General features: G+C 55.2%; 12 protein-coding genes. 7 read left to right on the forward strand and 5 right to left on the reverse strand.

From position 1 onward, the window contains the following. Window positions 1-150 precede the first annotated feature (150 nt). From ACR0DE_RS00930 to ACR0DE_RS00940, 3 genes are read left to right on the forward strand one after another with little or no spacing between them, the layout of a single operon-like run. Complete coding sequence (locus ACR0DE_RS00930; RefSeq protein ID WP_480614396.1) at window positions 151-333, forward strand: hypothetical protein; 183 nt, start codon at window positions 151-153, stop codon at window positions 331-333. Beyond that, window positions 330-2,462, forward strand: coding sequence for a type I secretion system permease/ATPase (locus tag ACR0DE_RS00935; RefSeq protein ID WP_480751165.1), 2,133 nt, complete (start codon window positions 330-332; stop codon window positions 2,460-2,462). The genes ACR0DE_RS00930 and ACR0DE_RS00935 overlap by 4 nt, the downstream gene beginning before the upstream one ends. After that, the gene (locus tag ACR0DE_RS00940) at window positions 2,446-3,756 is read left to right on the forward strand and encodes an HlyD family type I secretion periplasmic adaptor subunit (RefSeq protein ID WP_170625511.1); all 1,311 of its coding nucleotides are present in this window, start codon (window positions 2,446-2,448) and stop codon (window positions 3,754-3,756) included. The genes ACR0DE_RS00935 and ACR0DE_RS00940 overlap by 17 nt, the downstream gene beginning before the upstream one ends. A 74-nt stretch (window positions 3,757-3,830) precedes the next feature. Here ACR0DE_RS00940 and ACR0DE_RS00945 read toward each other — a convergent pair whose 3' ends face one another. The 4 genes from ACR0DE_RS00945 to aspT are packed head-to-tail and all read right to left on the reverse strand — an operon-like array spanning window position 3,831 to window position 9,810. Then, window positions 3,831-4,532, reverse strand: a complete 702-nt coding sequence (locus ACR0DE_RS00945; protein WP_170394537.1) for a response regulator transcription factor — start codon at window positions 4,530-4,532, stop codon at window positions 3,831-3,833. Continuing rightward, window positions 4,533-6,434 carry a PAS-domain containing protein gene (locus tag ACR0DE_RS00950; RefSeq protein ID WP_480751167.1) on the reverse strand — a complete coding sequence of 634 codons (1,902 nt, stop codon included), beginning with the start codon at window positions 6,432-6,434 and terminating at the stop codon, window positions 4,533-4,535. 55 nt (window positions 6,435-6,489) lie between these two features. Then, window positions 6,490-8,106, reverse strand: a complete 1,617-nt coding sequence (locus ACR0DE_RS00955) for a bifunctional aspartate transaminase/aspartate 4-decarboxylase (RefSeq protein WP_480751169.1) — start codon at window positions 8,104-8,106, stop codon at window positions 6,490-6,492. A gap of 18 nt (window positions 8,107-8,124) precedes the next feature. Beyond that, entirely contained in the window at window positions 8,125-9,810 is a 1,686-nt protein-coding gene (gene aspT, locus ACR0DE_RS00960) for an aspartate-alanine antiporter (protein WP_480751171.1), read from the reverse strand. A 396-nt stretch (window positions 9,811-10,206) separates the two neighbouring features. Here aspT and ACR0DE_RS00965 point away from each other — a divergent pair, with 396 nt between their 5' ends. From ACR0DE_RS00965 to ACR0DE_RS00980, 4 genes are read left to right on the forward strand one after another with little or no spacing between them, the layout of a single operon-like run. Then, entirely contained in the window at window positions 10,207-11,331 is a 1,125-nt protein-coding gene (locus ACR0DE_RS00965) for an ABC transporter permease (protein WP_480751173.1), read from the forward strand. A gap of 1 nt (window position 11,332) precedes the next feature. Further along, on the forward strand, window positions 11,333-12,148 hold the full coding sequence (locus ACR0DE_RS00970; RefSeq protein ID WP_170394521.1) for an ABC transporter ATP-binding protein: 816 nt from the start codon (window positions 11,333-11,335) through the stop codon (window positions 12,146-12,148). Between the two features lie 5 nt (window positions 12,149-12,153). Beyond that, on the forward strand, window positions 12,154-13,470 hold the full coding sequence (locus ACR0DE_RS00975) for an MlaD family protein (RefSeq protein ID WP_170394518.1): 1,317 nt from the start codon (window positions 12,154-12,156) through the stop codon (window positions 13,468-13,470). Then, on the forward strand, window positions 13,467-14,123 hold the full coding sequence (locus ACR0DE_RS00980) for an ABC-type transport auxiliary lipoprotein family protein (RefSeq protein WP_480751176.1): 657 nt from the start codon (window positions 13,467-13,469) through the stop codon (window positions 14,121-14,123). The genes ACR0DE_RS00975 and ACR0DE_RS00980 overlap by 4 nt, the downstream gene beginning before the upstream one ends. Window positions 14,124-14,129: 6 nt before the next feature. On the opposite strand, the gene ACR0DE_RS00985 is transcribed toward ACR0DE_RS00980, so the two are convergent. Next, window positions 14,130-15,710 (reverse strand): FMN-binding glutamate synthase family protein, encoded by a 1,581-nt coding sequence (locus ACR0DE_RS00985; protein WP_480751179.1) that lies wholly within the window; start codon window positions 15,708-15,710, stop codon window positions 14,130-14,132. Between the last annotated feature and the right edge of the window lie 157 nt (window positions 15,711-15,867).

Raw genomic sequence — 15,867 nt, forward strand, 5'->3', positions numbered from 1 at the left:
ACAAGGACAATCCAAGCTTACCAGAATGCCGCTGGCGGTGCATTTTTGGCTCAGGCCTTATTGGGGTTGATAGCTCGGCCCGTACAGACGAACTCCAATAGTAGTGAAGTGCCGTCTTGCTTGCGGGTATCAAACGGTCATGAAGCTAGAATGGGTGTATTGACCGCGAAATCCCGAGTGTCGGGTAAGAAACGCAACTACATGCAGCTACAGGAACGGCTGATTCTGGCAGAACAGAACTTCGCTTTGGCCAATTACGCCTCATTGAGCCTAACTGAGAACATTCTGGATTTTCCGGGGTTCACGATGGACACGCTGGATAAGTCGCTATGAATGTTGATCGTGCAACTCTGACCGAACTGGAAGCTTGCTTGTTGAATGTCGCGGCGACACTTGAGCGACCGTTGACAGTGGCAGCACTGAACGCCTGCCAATCTGGTGATACAGGTGAGTTGACCGTGCGCGATGCGATGCACGCGGCACAACAAGCAGGCCTGCAGGTCGGGTTTGGTGCGCGAAAGCTGTCGGCATTTGATACAACGCTGGCACCTGCGATCTTGTTGTTGGAAGGCGATCGCGCCGTTGTGTACCACGGGCGCACGCGCAATGGCGATCTATTGCTTTACGACCCCGCTTTGGATGACGGTATCGGAGAGGTTCCCGAAAGCGGCGTGGGCGAAGTCTACACGGGCTATGCATTGTTGTTTCGACCCTTGCACCGCGACGAGATTAACGCAGATCAAGCGGATCAGCGGGGTCATTGGTTCTGGTCGGCACTTTCCGCAAACCGCTGGTCTTACGTTCAGGTGGCGCTGGCTGCGGCGATGGCAAACGTTCTGGGGCTTACGACCTCAGTCTTTATCATGATCGTCTACGACCGGGTTTTGCCCAACGAGGCGACCGAGTCGCTGATAGCTTTGACGCTTGGCGTGGGGTTGGCGCTTCTTTTTGACTTCGCGCTGAAGCTCCTTCGCGCGGGGTTCATAGATCGCGCCGGCCAGAATGCTGACATGTCCATGGGACGGCGAGTATTTGACCAGGTGCTGAATATTCGCATGTCGTCCCGAACGGGCTCAACGGGTGCAATGGCCAGTACCATCCGCGAATTCGAAACTTTGCGTGAATTCTTCACTTCTGCCACACTCGTCGCTGTCGTAGACTTGCCATTCATCGCGGTATTCATATTCGCGATCTATATGGTGGGCGGCCCGCTGGCGCTTGTTCCAGCACTCGCTGTACCAGTCGTTCTTCTCAGCGGACTGGCTGTTCAACCGATCCTGTCGCGTCTTGCTGAACAAAGTTTTGCAGACGGACAATCCAAGCAATCTGTTCTGGTTGAGGCTGTATCAGGCTTGGAAACCATCAAGACAACCGCCGCCAGTCGGCAGATGCGAATGCGGTGGGAAGGTGCAATTGCACGCCAGTCAAACTACGGATCACGCAGCAGGGCCGTTACTCAATTTGCCCTGAACCTAACTGGATTTACTCAGCAGGCCGCGCAAGTTCTTATCGTCTTTTATGGTGTATTTCTGATCACGGATGGCCAGACGAGCATGGGGGCACTTGTTGCGTCGGTGATGCTGACCGGCCGTGCCCTGGCACCGCTGGGACAATTGGCGCAAACCCTGACACGTGTCAATCAGGCACGCAGTGCCTACCGCAATCTGGACACGTTAATGCAGGCGAGCAATGAGCGGCCTGAAGGCAAATCTTGGATCAGCAGATCCGAGTTTTCCGGGCGGATAACGTTTAACAATGTTCATTTCGCATATCCTGATCAAACGGAAGACGCGATGAAAGGTGTTTCATTTACAATCGAACCCGGTGAAAAAGTCGCTGTACTGGGCCAGATTGGGTCGGGCAAGAGTACGATTGCGCGACTGCTGTTGGGCCTCTACCAACCGCGCGTGGGCTCGGTGATGTTGGACGGGCTGGACATTCGCCAGATTGATCCCGGAGACTTGCGGCGAAATATTGGTTCAGTCTTGCAAGACATCTGGCTGTTTTCCGGTACCGTCCGGGAAAACATTGCCAGCGGGTCGGTGCGCCCGCGTGATGATGAACTGATCCGTGCAGGGCGCATTGCAGGTGTCGAAGATTTTATCGCGCGGCACCCACGGGGCTATGATCAGCCTGTAGCCGAACGAGGAGAAGGATTGTCAGGTGGTCAAAGGCAGGCGATTGCATTGGCCCGGGCGCTTATCGGGCATCCTCCTGTTCTGCTGCTGGATGAGCCTACGAGCGCGATGGACATCAAATCCGAATCCGAAATTATACGCCGCCTTAAAAAGACCACGCCAGATACCACGATGATCATCGTGACGCACCGAACCAGCCTGCTGGAACTGGTTGATCGGGTCATAGTGATTGAGGATGGCAAAATTGCGATGGACGGACCCAAAAACATCCTGACGCAGACAGTTCGCAAACACGGGAGGCATCTGAATGTCGCGGCATCCTGATCTGGAAAGCCTCGCCCGTGAAATGCGTGGAGGGTCACCGCTGCGGGGATCATTGCTGCTGCTCCTGATACTCAGTTGTTTGATAAGCGCCGTCGCCTGGGCTCATTTAACTGAACTCGACGATGTCGTGAGGGCAGATGGGCGTATCGTGCCATCCGGCGATATTCAGGTGATCGAAGCGACCGAACCCGGTGTTTTGCGGTCCGTTCACGTGCGCGAGGGTCTGGTGGTTGAGGCTGGTACATTGCTGATGGAGCTGAATACTACTCAGATCGAACGAGAGTTGAGCCAAGAGCAACAGCGTGCCTTTGGTTTGATGGCCCGCGCACAACGACTACGTGCCGAAATCGATGGGGCTGAGCTTGAGTTCGACGACGATCTTCTGACTGGCGCGCCAGATGTCGTGCGGTCGGAGACTGCGCTGTACCACGGTCGGCAAGCAGAACTTGAAGCTGAGATTGCAATTCTCTCTCGACAGCGCGAACAGCGGCAACGCGAGTACGAAGAGGGATTGGTTGACCAGGTCACGTCAACCGAGACCCTGAATGTGTTGGCCGATGAGCGCGCTATGATGGTGCCATTGGTCGAACAGAAGATGGAACCGGCAACAACCCTTTTGGCCCTGCGCCGTAGCGAGGCGGAATGGAAAGGCCGCAAGGTCAGAGCAGAGGCGATGATCAACCGGTTGAAGGCCGGGCTAGATGAAGTGGATGACAAGGTCCGCGCGACGCGTAGTCGGTTTCGTAGTGCCGCACTAACCGATCTGGCTTTGGTTTCGGCAGAGCTTGCCGCCTTGCAACCTGCCCTACCCTCTTTGCGTGACCGTGCGTCTCGCGCGCTGATCCGGGCCCCCGTACGGGGTGTCGTAAACCGGATTCACCGGACGACGATCGGCGGGATGGCCCGAAGCGGTGAGGAACTGATTGAGATTGTTCCGTTGGACGACCGATTGTTGGTGGAAGCCTATGTTCGACCCAAGGACATCGCCTTCCTGCACCCAGAGCAAAAGGTCAAAATCAAGATCACGGCCTACGATTTTTCGCGGTACGGCAGTCTGGATGGTGAGATCGTTCGAATCGGTGCCGACACCATCACTCGCTCGGAACGAAGTGAAGAAGAGGTTTTCGTCGTCGAAATTCAGACTTCAGACACGATGTTGGATGCGGGTGGTACAGCGGTTGAAATCATCCCAGGAATGATCGCTCAAGTCGATATTCTGTCAGGCCAAAAGTCAGTTCTTGATTATCTGATCCAACCTGTTCTGAAGATAAAAGACGAGGCGCTGCGCGATTGAAGAGAACGACAGATGGGCAGCAGATAGCAAAGCGCCAGCCGATAGACATCTTAGGCGTCGGGGGGGACCGACGACTAAGACCAGGTCACGTCACCAAGAAAGATATATCCCGCACCATATATCGTTTTAATAAGGCGCGGGTTTTTGGGATCTTCGCCCAGCTTCGTTCGCAAGCGGGAAATCCGAACATCCATAGCGCGGTCAAAGCTGTCACCTGCCCCGCCACCCAACATGTCCTGCATGCGCGCGCGGCTGATCAGGCGTTTGGGACTTTCAAGAAACAATCGCAGAACCTCACCTTCGGCATGACTGAAAGGTGTCTCGACGCCATCGGCATTGATCAAGACATATCGATCAAACTGTGCGGTCCAACCATTGAATTCGGCTATGTCTGAATTCGGCGTTGCTGGTCCAGTAGAGCGTAGCCGGGCGCGGACCCGAGCAATTACTTCGGCTGGATCAAATGGTTTGGTGATGTAATCATCTGCGCCAAGCTCCAATCCCGTTACCCGGTCCTGCACCTGAGCGCGGCCTGATATGATGATGACGGCAGCACCTTGCTCAAGCGCAAGTTTGTGCACAAGTGCAAGTCCATCAGTATCCGGCAATGATAAATCCACCAAACACAGATCCGGAGTGACCCTTTTCAGCGAAGCTTCAAATTCACGGGCACGTGAAAAGCTTTGAGTTTGAAACCCGGCATCTTCCAGCGCTTCCGTTAGGATACGGCGGATTTCAGGTTCGTCATCGAGAATGGTCACCAAAGGTTGTGTCATTCAGGCGGCCTCGGTTCGGATCAACGCCGACAATTGCGACGATGTGAATGGTTTGCTTAGGACAGGTGCACGGGTCAATGCCTGATGATGTAGCGGGTCATTTAGCGGCAGCGACGTCATCAGTATACAGGGCAACGCACCATTCAGGCGGTCGACAATGTCGATCCCAGTGCCTTCGCCCTCCAGCTTAATATCTGATAGAACCAGCGCGATATCACCGATTTCCGACGTCAAGGTCAAAGCTTCATCGACCGAGCTTGCCTCGATCACCGAACACCCCAAATCGACCAGCATGTCCCGGAACTGACTGCGCAGGTCATCGCTGTCTTCAACCAACAATACGAGACCCGCTTGCGCGGACGGGGCAGGACGGTAGGGCAAACGTATCACGACCGAAGCACCAGAAGGCGTGTTGCGCAAATTAAGGTCACCGCCCGCCAGCTTTACCGTGTCGTAGACCATTGGAAGTCCCAACCCCGAGCCATCGCTGCCTTTGGTGGAAAAGAATGGGTTTAACGCCTTCTTTAATGCTTCCCCGGTAAACCCCGGGCCAGTGTCCGACACCGTGATCTCAACCCATATTGTCCCGATTGTATGCGCGGTGATTGTGATCTGGCCTGATGTGCCGCAAGCATCCCGCGCATTCAGAACCAGGTTCAGCAGTGCATCCTGAACCATGCCGGGATCGAGCATCAGCGCCTTGTCGGGTAGAGTATTGACCACCGACAACCCCATGCCCCGCGGCAAGGACGGGGTGGCAAGGATTCGCAAATCCTCAAGTAAACCGCGCATATCCGTCGCCTGAGGTTGAGGCGTGCGATTGCCGGTCATGTCTGCGATGCGATTCAGCAGTTGCCCCCCGCGTCGGGCAGTTTGTTGCGTAGCCGTGACTAGCTGATCGGCTTCCTCGGGTAGATCCATCCTCTCTAATCGCGCCTGCATGCCCAGAATAATGGTCAGCAAATTAGAAAAGTCATGGGCAAGCCCGCTTGTCATCTGCGCCGCCATGGCTCTGCGCCGCGTTTGCTGAAGGGCGACACGGGCTTGAGTTTCTTCGGTGATATCCACCGACATGACATAAACACCACCCGCTTTATCCGGGGTGAAAGATACCCGAATGCGGCGTGAATCCTGATCTTCGGTAAACTCGAAAACCGAAGGTTGGCCTCCATAGGCCTGTTCCAGATGTGGCTTTACCCGGTCATAGGCAGATGACCCCAAAGCCTTTGATATATGAAGGCCTAGAATGTCAGACGGACGGCCGGGCATGACCGAACTGAGGCGGCGGTTTGAGTAATCGTATCGTCCATCGGCATCCAGATGCGCGATATGAGCCGGCATCATCTCGGTCGTCATCCGCGTGCGGGCCTCGATCTCGGTCAGTTGACGCTTGGCTTCTTCCAGCGCGGTGATGGTTGCGGCCAGTTTGCGGTTGGTTGCGGAAAGCTCTTCGGCATGGCTTAGAAGTTGGCCAGACAGTTCTTCTGAACGGGCACGCAGCAAATCTTCTACCCGCTTCGTGCGAGTTATGTCGGTATAGACGGCCACCCAACCCCCATTGGGCAAAGGTGCACCTTCGACCGAGATCACCTGACCATTGGGCCGGGTCCGCTCCATATAGTGCGGCTCGAACGCGAGGGCCTGCGAAACGCGTAGCTCGACCATCTCGTCAACATCACCGACCGAACCGTATTCCCCGCGGCTAGCGAGAAAATATATGGTGTCGCGAAACAGAGCCCCCGGCTCGACAAGTTCGTTTGGCAGGTCGAACATTTCCTGAAACCGCAGGTTGCTGACCACGAGACGCAATTGGCTGTCATAAATTGACAGCGCCTGACCGATCAGGTTCAGGCCAGCCGTGGTCATCGCCTTGATGCGCTGTTCGGAAATGTCCAAATTCATCCTCCCCTGCGCCCATGGGTATCACCAGTTCAGGCGCAGGTGTAGGGAGATTTACCTATCCGTGCAGCGGCAAATTGTTCGCGGCACGGTAGGCTTGAACATAGCCGCGTGCCACTGATCGAACGGCTGTCCCGATCTGCGAATACGCCTCGTCCGGCAGGTTCGCAAAGGACACGCGAGCCGACCAGCCCGGAGCATCAAATCCGCTGCCGTTCAGCAGAACGATCCCATAGTCTTCCGCCAATTTGAACGCAATATCCAATGGGTGAACATTCTGCTTGATCCAAGCCACGACATCTTCACCGACATATTTTCGCAACCAATATTCGAAATCGATGATGCCGTAATAGGCGTCGTAATGCTCACCTGCCTGCACCTCGACGCCCATCGCTTCGGTCAGCAGTTTGAAACGGCGATGAACCAGCTCCATGCAGGCGGTCTGATAGATTTTCTTGCTGTCGACCAATTCACTGAGTGAAAACAGCGTCATCATCACCTGCTGCGGCAGCGACAGGCCTGCTGTGTGGTTCAGGGCCACATCGCGGCTATCGGCCACAAGCCGGTCGATAAAGCGAATGTCACGTGGTGTCAGGCTAAGCGTGCCATAGCGCCTGTCCAGGGCCTGTTTGATCTCATCCGGATGATCCGCCAGCTTGAGATCGAAGATGTTGTCTTGCGCCACGGCAATCACGCCGAGACGCCAGCCGGTGCAGCCAAAATACTTCGAGTAGGAATACACACCGATTGTGTTGCGCGGCAGATGGCCCATGACCGAGGTAAAATCGTGCACAAAGGTGCCGTAAACATCATCCGTTAGCACGATCAGATCAGGCCGGTGATTCTCCACCAAATCCGCTAGTTTGCGAAGTGACGCGGTACTGAGCGCGACCGAAGACGGATTGCCGGGATTGACTAGGAAGAACGCTTTTACATTGGGATCTTTCAACTTTTCCACTGCTTGGTCGGTCAGTTGAAAACCATCCTCTTCATCGGTTTCCACATGCACGGATTCAAGGCTGTAATCCTCCAACTCAGGCATTTCCAAGTAAGGCGTGAAGATCGGAGTGCACAGAGCTATCGTGTCACCCGGGTTCAGCAATCGGTTGGCTTTGAGCGTCTTGAAGATGTAGCACATCGCCGCCGTGCCGCCTTCGACTGCGAACAGATCGAACTGAGCGTCAGGCCGGTGGCCCCGACACATGGACCACATCAGGTATTCATGGGCAATGGTGGCATTGTGTTTCAGGATGCGGTCAGGCACCGGATAGTTATCACCGATGATCGAATCCGTCAGTTCATGCACAAACTCGTCCGCATCGAAATCAAATGCGGATATGGCATGCGCCACGAGCTCAAGCAGCGTATCGACGCCCGGCGTTTCGGAATTATCAGACGCCCAGCTTTGCAGCCGCCCATGGCAACCTTTTTGCGCCGGCATTCCGCCTAAACCAGCGGGGTGATCCATCACACGTTTGGATTCAGTTATGGCAAATTGACCAAGGGCAAAGAACGCTTCACGCGGACGGGTGGCAACCCAGTTAGGATTGCCACGCCCCGCATTCAGGAAAGCGCTATTGGCCTTACGCGCCTCGGCCGAGGCCAGTTTGATCAGCTCATCCTTGATCTGAAACGGGCTGAGTGCTTCGTAATCGTGCAGCGTTACTCTATCCATAACGTGAACCTCTCCAAATCAGCTTAGGATCAAAACAACGACCATCCCGAAGATGGTCAATAATGTATTTCCAATCGCATACGGCATTCCGTAGCCAAGCGCCGGGATGCGACTTTGCGCGGCTTCCTGGATCATACCCAACGCCGCTGTCGTGGTGCGCGCACCTGCGCAGGCACCAAACAGAATGGCCGGGTGGAATTTGAACACGTAATGCCCGACGTAAACTGCAAAGATCATTGGTAGCGAAGTCGCGACGATTCCCCATAGCAGCAGCGCAATACCGGCCTGTTGCAGTCCCGCGACAAATCCCGGCCCTGCGGTGATCCCTATCACCGCGATAAACACGTTCAGACCCAGAGTGTTCATCAACCAAAGCGCCGGACCCGGGATGCGCCCAAAGGTCGGGTGCACCGTACGCAGCCAGCCCAGCACCAGCCCAGCCAGCAGCGCGCCTCCGGTGGTGGAAAGGCTGATCGGGAAACCACCCATCATGACTGACAGTGTTCCAATGATGCCACCGATGAATATCCCCCAGCCTACAAAGGCCAGATCTGTAGTGTCTACCGGGCGATCGGCATAGCCAATCTGGGCAACGGCGGCCTCGACATGCCGCTTGCTGCCCTGAATTGTGACGATGTCACCACGATGCACGACGGTCCCGGGTAGCAGCGGCAAATCCTGCATGTTTCGCATCAGTTTCGAGACATAAATGCCCCGCGCAATCGACAGTTTGCTTAGCTCTTCAAGCGTCTTGTTATGAACCTCTTTGCTGGTGATCAGCACATCCAGTTTTTCCGACGGTATGCTCAGCAGATCAGGCACGTCAGCTTCTGTAAGATTGGTCTCAAGCAAACCCACCAGATCAGCGCGGCGGCCTGAGAACATCACAACATCTCCGGCCTGCAATACGGTGTTATCATCTACCTCTATGATCTTCCCGTCACGTCTCAGGCGTTCGGCATAGATGCGGATACCGGGCATCAGATCTTTGACCGGTTGCCCCAGCAGATCGCTACCTTCTGGGATCTCAAAGGCCCGCGCCTCGATCGCGCGATATGCCGAGACGATGCCATCACCGGTTTCAACCGACGTCGTGCCACCCAGCTTAGCTTCATATTCCTTGCAGGCCGCGACCAGATCGACGCCGATCAGGCGCGGGCCGATCTTGGCCAGAATGATGGCCGATCCGATTGTGCCGTAAATGTAGGTCACCGCGTAGGCGATCGGAATCTGGTTGGCATAGGTCTTGGCCTGTTCCGCCGACAGGCCCAGCTGACCGATCTGGTCAGTGGCAACCCCAATCGCCGCTGAAATCGTCTGCGATCCGGCATAAAGCCCCGCGGCATAGCCAAGTTCCAGACCAGCGACCTTAGCTGCGATGATCGGGATTACAAGGCAAAGTGCGAGCACGCTGAGAGCAAAGAACACCTCGCGCGCGCCGTCTGCTTTCAGGCCGCGGATGAACTGAGGTCCGACACCGTAGCCCACAGCAAAGATGAACAAGATGAAGAAAGTCGATTTGACCGCCGAGTCGATTTCAATCTGGGCCTGACCGATCACCACCGCCGCCAACAACGTTGCCGTGACCGTGCCCAGACTGAATCCCATCAGTTTCCAGGGACCAACGAGAAAGCCGATACCGATGGACAGAAACACCGCCAGTTCAGGGTAATTTTGAAGAATATGCACCAGCCAATCGACCATCAATCACCTCTCAATCCGCGCCTGACAGGCATTTGAGGCAAAAGCCGGAGACAAGGTGAAGAAGCGCCCAATTGGCCCACTTGCTGCCCGACCAAGCCGCCTGTTCGAACACACAACCGCAACAGGAAAACTTCGGCCTCACGATACCTTACAAAGGACATTTGTCTATAATTATCTGAATATTAATAGTTCTGCTTGTCCGCCCTCATTCAGAACACCCCGACTGAGCCTGCGCCACAATGCAAACACGCGAAACGCATGGCTCGCCCGCTCTGCCTGCTCCAGAACCGGAACCATGGGCTTCACTGTCGCTCTACCGCAATGCGCGGGTGCAAAATCCTGAGGGGTTCGAACAAATCCATTGCAGCGACCCGGTGTTTGCCATCACATACCGCTATGACACGGCCGACGATTATTTCCGAGACCAGCGCAACCGGCGTTTGTATCCGCCTTGCCGGAGATCTGCGCACTCAATCGTTGGATCGTGTCGAAGCGGGTTTTGCTGCCCAAAAGCCCAACGGCCAAGATGTCATTGTGGACATGTCGCAGGTGGAATCGCTGGATACCGGAGGGGCCTGGCTAGTCGCCAATTTGGTGCAGCGGATGGGAAGCGAAGGCGCTCAGGTCCAGCTCGAAGGGTTGGCCCCTGCGCATTCGTCATTGATCGAAACAGTATCGCACAACATATCCGAGGTTACAGGAGAAGAACTGCCGCCGCATGGCTTTGTGAATTGGGTTGCCCGGATTGGGCAAAAAGCTTTTGGCGCCTGGCAGGACACATTATCAATCATCGGCTTTCTTGGCCTTACTCTGCATCGATTGGTCCGGACTCTGATCATGCCATGGCGACTGCGTCGTGCTGCCTTGGTGTCACAGATGGAGCAAGTCGGCTTCAAGGCGTTGCCGATTGTGTCCTTGATGGGTTTCCTGATCGGCGTCGTTCTGGCCTTTCAGGGCGCGACGCAGTTGAAACAGTTCGGGGCTGAGATCTTTGTTGTCGAATTGATCTCCATCTCGATCCTGCGTGAGCTTGGTATCCTGCTGACAGCGATCATCGTCGCTGGTCGCTCCGGTTCGGCTTTTACGGCTTCGATTGGCTCGATGAAGGTGCAGGAAGAGATTGATGCGATGCGCACCCTGGGGTTGGATCCGATTGAAGTTCTGGTCATTCCCCGTGTTCTGGCGCTGTTGATCATGTTGCCCATTCTTGGCTTTGTTGCCGATATGGCTGGCCTGATCGGCGGAGCGTTGATGAGTTGGATCGACCTCGGTGTCAGCCCCGGCATGTTCCTGACCCGGTTGAAGGAAAATACCGGCGTCGCACAGCTTGCCGTCGGGATGATCAAGGCACCGTTCTTTGCACTGGTGATCGGTGTCATTGCCTGCTGGCAGGCTATGCAGGTCAAAGGTTCATCCGAAAGCGTTGGTCAGCGGACGACAGCCTCGGTCGTGCAATCGATCTTTATGGTCATCGCCATCGACGCCCTGTTTTCGATCTTCTTCTCAGAGTTGGGGATCTGACATGGATGGAGCCGCGCTTCAGGACAAGCCCCAATCCGACACGAAACGCGAAGCCGTTATTCGTGTGCGCAATTTAACCAACCAATTCGGCGAGCAAGTGGTCCACGACAACCTCAACCTCGATGTCTGGCGCGGTGAAGTGCTGGGTGTTGTCGGTGGATCGGGCACTGGGAAGTCCGTGCTTTTGCGTACGATCGTCGGGCTGAACAAGCCCAAGTCGGGAAGTATTGAGGTTCTTGGCGTCGATGTTCTTAATGGCCCCGAAGAAGAACGTCAGCGGATCGAAAGAAGCTGGGGTGTGGCATTCCAGGACGGTGCGCTGTTTTCCTCACTGACTGTATTGCAGAACGTGATGGCGCCTCTGCGCGAGCACACGGGTATCAGTGAAAAATTGATGGCCGCACTGGGTGGTCTGAAGATCAGTCTTGTTGGCTTGCCTCAACTAAGTTGTAGCAAGTTCCCTTCGGAACTGTCCGGCGGAATGCGTAAACGCGCCGCGTTGGCCCGCGCCCTGTCGCTGGACCCTGAAATCGTTTTTCTGGACGAACCAACTGCCGGGTTGGACCCGATCGGGGCCGCCGCATATGATGAACTGATCGGGGAACTTCAGCACACGTTGGGGCTGACCGTGTTCATGGTAACGCATGATCTGGACAGCCTTTATGCCATATGTGATCGCGTCGCGGTACTTGCGGAAAAACGCGTGCTGGTTGAAGGTCCGATAGAAGAGATGACCAAGGTCGACCATCCTTGGGTTCAGGAATATTTCACAGGCCCCCGCGCCCGTGCGGCACAACAGAAGGGGCAGGACAGGTAGAGGCGATGGAGACCCGAGCGAATTACATCCTGATCGGTGCGTTCACCCTGGCGGGCATCCTTGGTGCCTTCGGGTTCTTTCTGTGGCTCGCCAAATTCGAAGTGACCCGGCAATACGCCTATTATGATGTGTTGTTCGACAATGTCTCGGGCCTGTCGGCTGCAGGTGGCGTAAATTACAACGGCTTGCCTGTGGGTCAGGTGGTTTCCCTGGACTTGGACAAAGATGACCCGTCAAAGGTGCGAGTGCGGCTTGAGGTTGATGCCGACATCCCTGTTACCAAAGAAACCATCGCACAGTTGCAATCTCTGGGTGTGACAGGGGTTGCTTATGTTGAGCTTTCCGGAGGGTCTCCAACCGCAGAAAGGCTAGCCCAGAACAGTGTCATCCCAAGCAAGCGCAGTTCGATTCAATCCTTGCTTGAGGGTGCGCCAGAGGTTCTGGAAAAGGCGGTCACCCTGTTGGAGAACCTCAATTCGGTTGTTGATGACAAAAACCGAAAGGCGGTGTCGGATATCCTGAACAATCTGGCAGAAGCGTCGGGCAAGCTGGATAAAACTCTGACGGATTTCCAGTCGCTCTCGTCCGATTTGGGCGGTGCGGCCAAAGACGTTGGAGAATTTACCAAGAGACTGGATACGTTGGCGAACACGGCCGAGACGACGTTGAGCACAGGAACGGACACGCTGAAGAGCATCAAAGAGACCTCAGAATCCGCCAAAACAACGCTAGAGACTGCAAATAACGCCATTGCCAGTGCTGAAAGCGTGATTCAGGAAGATATCCGGCCTTTTATCGAACGCGGGTCAATCCTGGCCGAAAGGCTGACTCGCCTGTCAGATGAAGGCAGCGTTACGCTTGAGGTAATCAGCGAGACTGTTCTGAATGCAAACACCACCCTTGAATCGGTTACATCGACTATGGATTCAGCCAAAGGGGCGCTCGATTCAGCAGAGAGGGCGTTTGACTCGGCAAACCGCGTGATGGACGAGGATATCTCACCTGTCGCTGAAGATGTGAGTAAGGCGGCCAATCAGGTTGCGGAAACTGTCTCGAACATCACCGAAAAGATTGACAAGATTTCCGACGATGTTCTCAGCGCCTCCCAATCGGCGTCGGATCTTTTGGGAACCATAGACGGGATCGTTCAGGACAACCGCCGTCAGGTTTCAGATTTCTTGCGCGTTGGGTTGCCTCAGTTCATCCGGTTCATCGAGGAATCACAGCGTCTGGTCATCAGTCTGGATAGATTGGTCGACAAGGTCGAACGCGACCCTGCCCGCTTTTTGTTAGGCACCCAAGCATCGGAGTTTCGTCAATGATACGGCCCTTAATATTGACTCTGGTTTTGGCCACATTGACGGGCTGCACGGGCTTGGGCACGCTGCGGCAGGCTTCCAAGCCTAATGATTTGTATTTGCTGACCCCCAAAAGCACGTTCTCGTCATCGCTGCCGCGTATCCAAAAACAGATCGTTGTCGAAGAACCCACAGCGACGGCTGCCGTGAACACTGATCAGATCGCCGTGCAGCCCACCTTGCTGCAGGTTCAGTATCTGCCGCGGGCCCGCTGGGTGGATCGCGCGCCGTTGATTGTGCAGGCGCTGATGGTCGAAAGCTACGAGAATTCGGGCAAGGTCGCGGCTGTAGGACGTTCGACCGTAGGCCTGAGAGCGGACTATGTGATTGCGCCTGATCTGCGCGAATTTCAGGGCATTGTCATTAGCGAAACCGAAGACACCAAAACGGTTCGTGTGGAAGTGCGCATCAACATCAAAATCATCGATGAGTATGAGGACAAGATCATCGCTTCAAGCTCATTCCAGGAAGCAGTGCTGGCGACCAGCGATAAAACACCCGAACTGGTTGAGGCCTTTGATATCGCCTTGGGCAAGACAATGCGGGATGCCGTGGAATGGAGCATCCGTAAGATTCATACGCATACGCTCAATAACCCGCGATCAAGACCTAGCTAGCGCTCGCTAGAATTGGCTGGCCGAGGCGACTTGCCAGTCAGCGGCGAATTCTTCGGGGACTTTCTTGCCCAACAGAGAGCCTTCTTCCAGAAAGCTGTAAAGCTCGGCATAAGACCGCTCTCGCTCATCCGCATTGCGGCGGCGGATGTCAGCGGGGCGCAGGTCGGAAACTTTTGCTTTACCCATAGCCCCCAATATCTCGCGGAAGCTTTCAAGCGTCGCATCATGAAACCGATGCACGCGCTGTCGTTTCTGCGGCACATTCACTGCACGCCCACGGATCGGATCTTGCGTCGCCACCCCGGAGGGGCACCTGTTGGTGTTGCAATGAAGCGCCTGAATGCACCCCACCGCAAACATCATCGCCCGCGCCGCGTTGCACATATCCGCACCCAGAGCGAACTTTTCGACCATGTCGAATCCGGTTGCCACTTTGCCCGAACAGATCACCCGCACCTTGTCACGGACTCCAATACCGCGCAGGCAGTTGTTTACAAAGATCAGCGCCTCGTTAAGCGGCATTCCCAAGCGGTTGGTGAACTCGACCGGCGCAGCGCCGGTGCCCCCTTCTGCGCCGTCCACCGTGATGAAATCGGGCAGGATTTCGGTTTCCAGCATCGCTTTGCAAATCGCCATAAACTCGGATCGACGACCGATGCACAGTTTGAAGCCCACGGGCTTGCCACCTGACATCTCTCGCAGATGCTGAACGAAATGCATCAATCCAGTCGGTCCATCAAAGGCCGAATGAATAGGTGGGGAAATCACATCCTGATGTACTGGAACCCCACGAATCTCGGCGATTTCTTCATCCACCTTTGCTGCCGGTAGGACCCCGCCATGAGACGGCTTCGCCCCTTGCGATAGTTTGATCTCGATCGCTTTGACGACATCTTTCTTGGCCTTTTCGGCAAACAGGTCCTTATCGAACCCACCTTCAGGCGTGCGGCATCCAAAATATCCTGTTCCGATTTGCCAGATGATGTCTCCACCTTCTGCCAGATGGTGGGGGGACAGTCCGCCTTCGCCCGTGTTATGCGCAAAACCCCCATCTTTTGCACCGCCATTCAAAGCACGGATTGCGTTGGCGCTGAGTGCACCGAAACTCATTGCTGATACGTTCAGACGCGACGCATTGTAGGGTTTGTCGCACTGAGGGCCGCCCAGTATCACCCGTTCTTCGCTCTCTTCGACGTGCTTGGGGGATAGCGAGTGATCAGCGCGGTGATAACCTACCGTCATGATATCGTACTGAGTGCCAAACGCCTGAGTATCCACCTGCCCCTTGGCGCGGGAATAGACCAGACTGCGGATGATCCGATTATAGGGCCGCCCGCTTTCATTGGTTTCAACGAAATACTGCCGGATTTCAGGGCTGACAAACTCCAACATATATCGGAAGTGACCCAGTACCGGGTAGTTGTTCAGCACATTATGCTTGGTTGTCAGCATATCGTAGAGACCGACAACCGCATAGGGGATCAGTATGATCAGCAACCAGTGGGCGGGTGGCCAGAAAAAACCCCAAAGCAAAGTCAAAGGCAAGCAGACATAGCTGAGGAAATAGTAAAGCCTGCGAACAATCATTTCCTATCTCCCTGAGTAGCGCTGTGACAGCGTGACTTTGAATGGACATTGGGTCCATGACCCTGCTCTTCATCCAGAACGTGGAACAAATTGACCTGTTTGCGCAAGCCCTTGCTAATCAAACAAAGATAACGGTTGGGTTAGCGAGGCCGGTTGA

Source organism: Ruegeria sp. C10 (genome assembly GCF_056537805.1).

What these genes read in the sequence shown, in the direction of transcription:
- ACR0DE_RS00980 (WP_480751176.1), top strand. Translation starts at nt 13,467, where the DNA reads ATGATACGGCCCTTAATATTGACTCTGGTTTTGGCCACATTGACGGGC.
- ACR0DE_RS00955 (WP_480751169.1), bottom strand. Translation starts at nt 8,106, where the DNA reads ATGGATAGAGTAACGCTGCACGATTACGAAGCACTCAGCCCGTTTCAG.
- ACR0DE_RS00940 (WP_170625511.1), top strand. Translation starts at nt 2,446, where the DNA reads ATGTCGCGGCATCCTGATCTGGAAAGCCTCGCCCGTGAAATGCGTGGA.
- ACR0DE_RS00950 (WP_480751167.1), bottom strand. Translation starts at nt 6,434, where the DNA reads ATGAATTTGGACATTTCCGAACAGCGCATCAAGGCGATGACCACGGCT.
- ACR0DE_RS00930 (WP_480614396.1), top strand. Translation starts at nt 151, where the DNA reads ATGGGTGTATTGACCGCGAAATCCCGAGTGTCGGGTAAGAAACGCAAC.
- ACR0DE_RS00975 (WP_170394518.1), top strand. Translation starts at nt 12,154, where the DNA reads ATGGAGACCCGAGCGAATTACATCCTGATCGGTGCGTTCACCCTGGCG.
- ACR0DE_RS00935 (WP_480751165.1), top strand. Translation starts at nt 330, where the DNA reads ATGAATGTTGATCGTGCAACTCTGACCGAACTGGAAGCTTGCTTGTTG.
- ACR0DE_RS00965 (WP_480751173.1), top strand. Translation starts at nt 10,207, where the DNA reads ATGACACGGCCGACGATTATTTCCGAGACCAGCGCAACCGGCGTTTGT.
- aspT (WP_480751171.1), bottom strand. Translation starts at nt 9,810, where the DNA reads ATGGTCGATTGGCTGGTGCATATTCTTCAAAATTACCCTGAACTGGCG.
- ACR0DE_RS00970 (WP_170394521.1), top strand. Translation starts at nt 11,333, where the DNA reads ATGGATGGAGCCGCGCTTCAGGACAAGCCCCAATCCGACACGAAACGC.
- ACR0DE_RS00945 (WP_170394537.1), bottom strand. Translation starts at nt 4,532, where the DNA reads ATGACACAACCTTTGGTGACCATTCTCGATGACGAACCTGAAATCCGC.
- ACR0DE_RS00985 (WP_480751179.1), bottom strand. Translation starts at nt 15,710, where the DNA reads ATGATTGTTCGCAGGCTTTACTATTTCCTCAGCTATGTCTGCTTGCCT.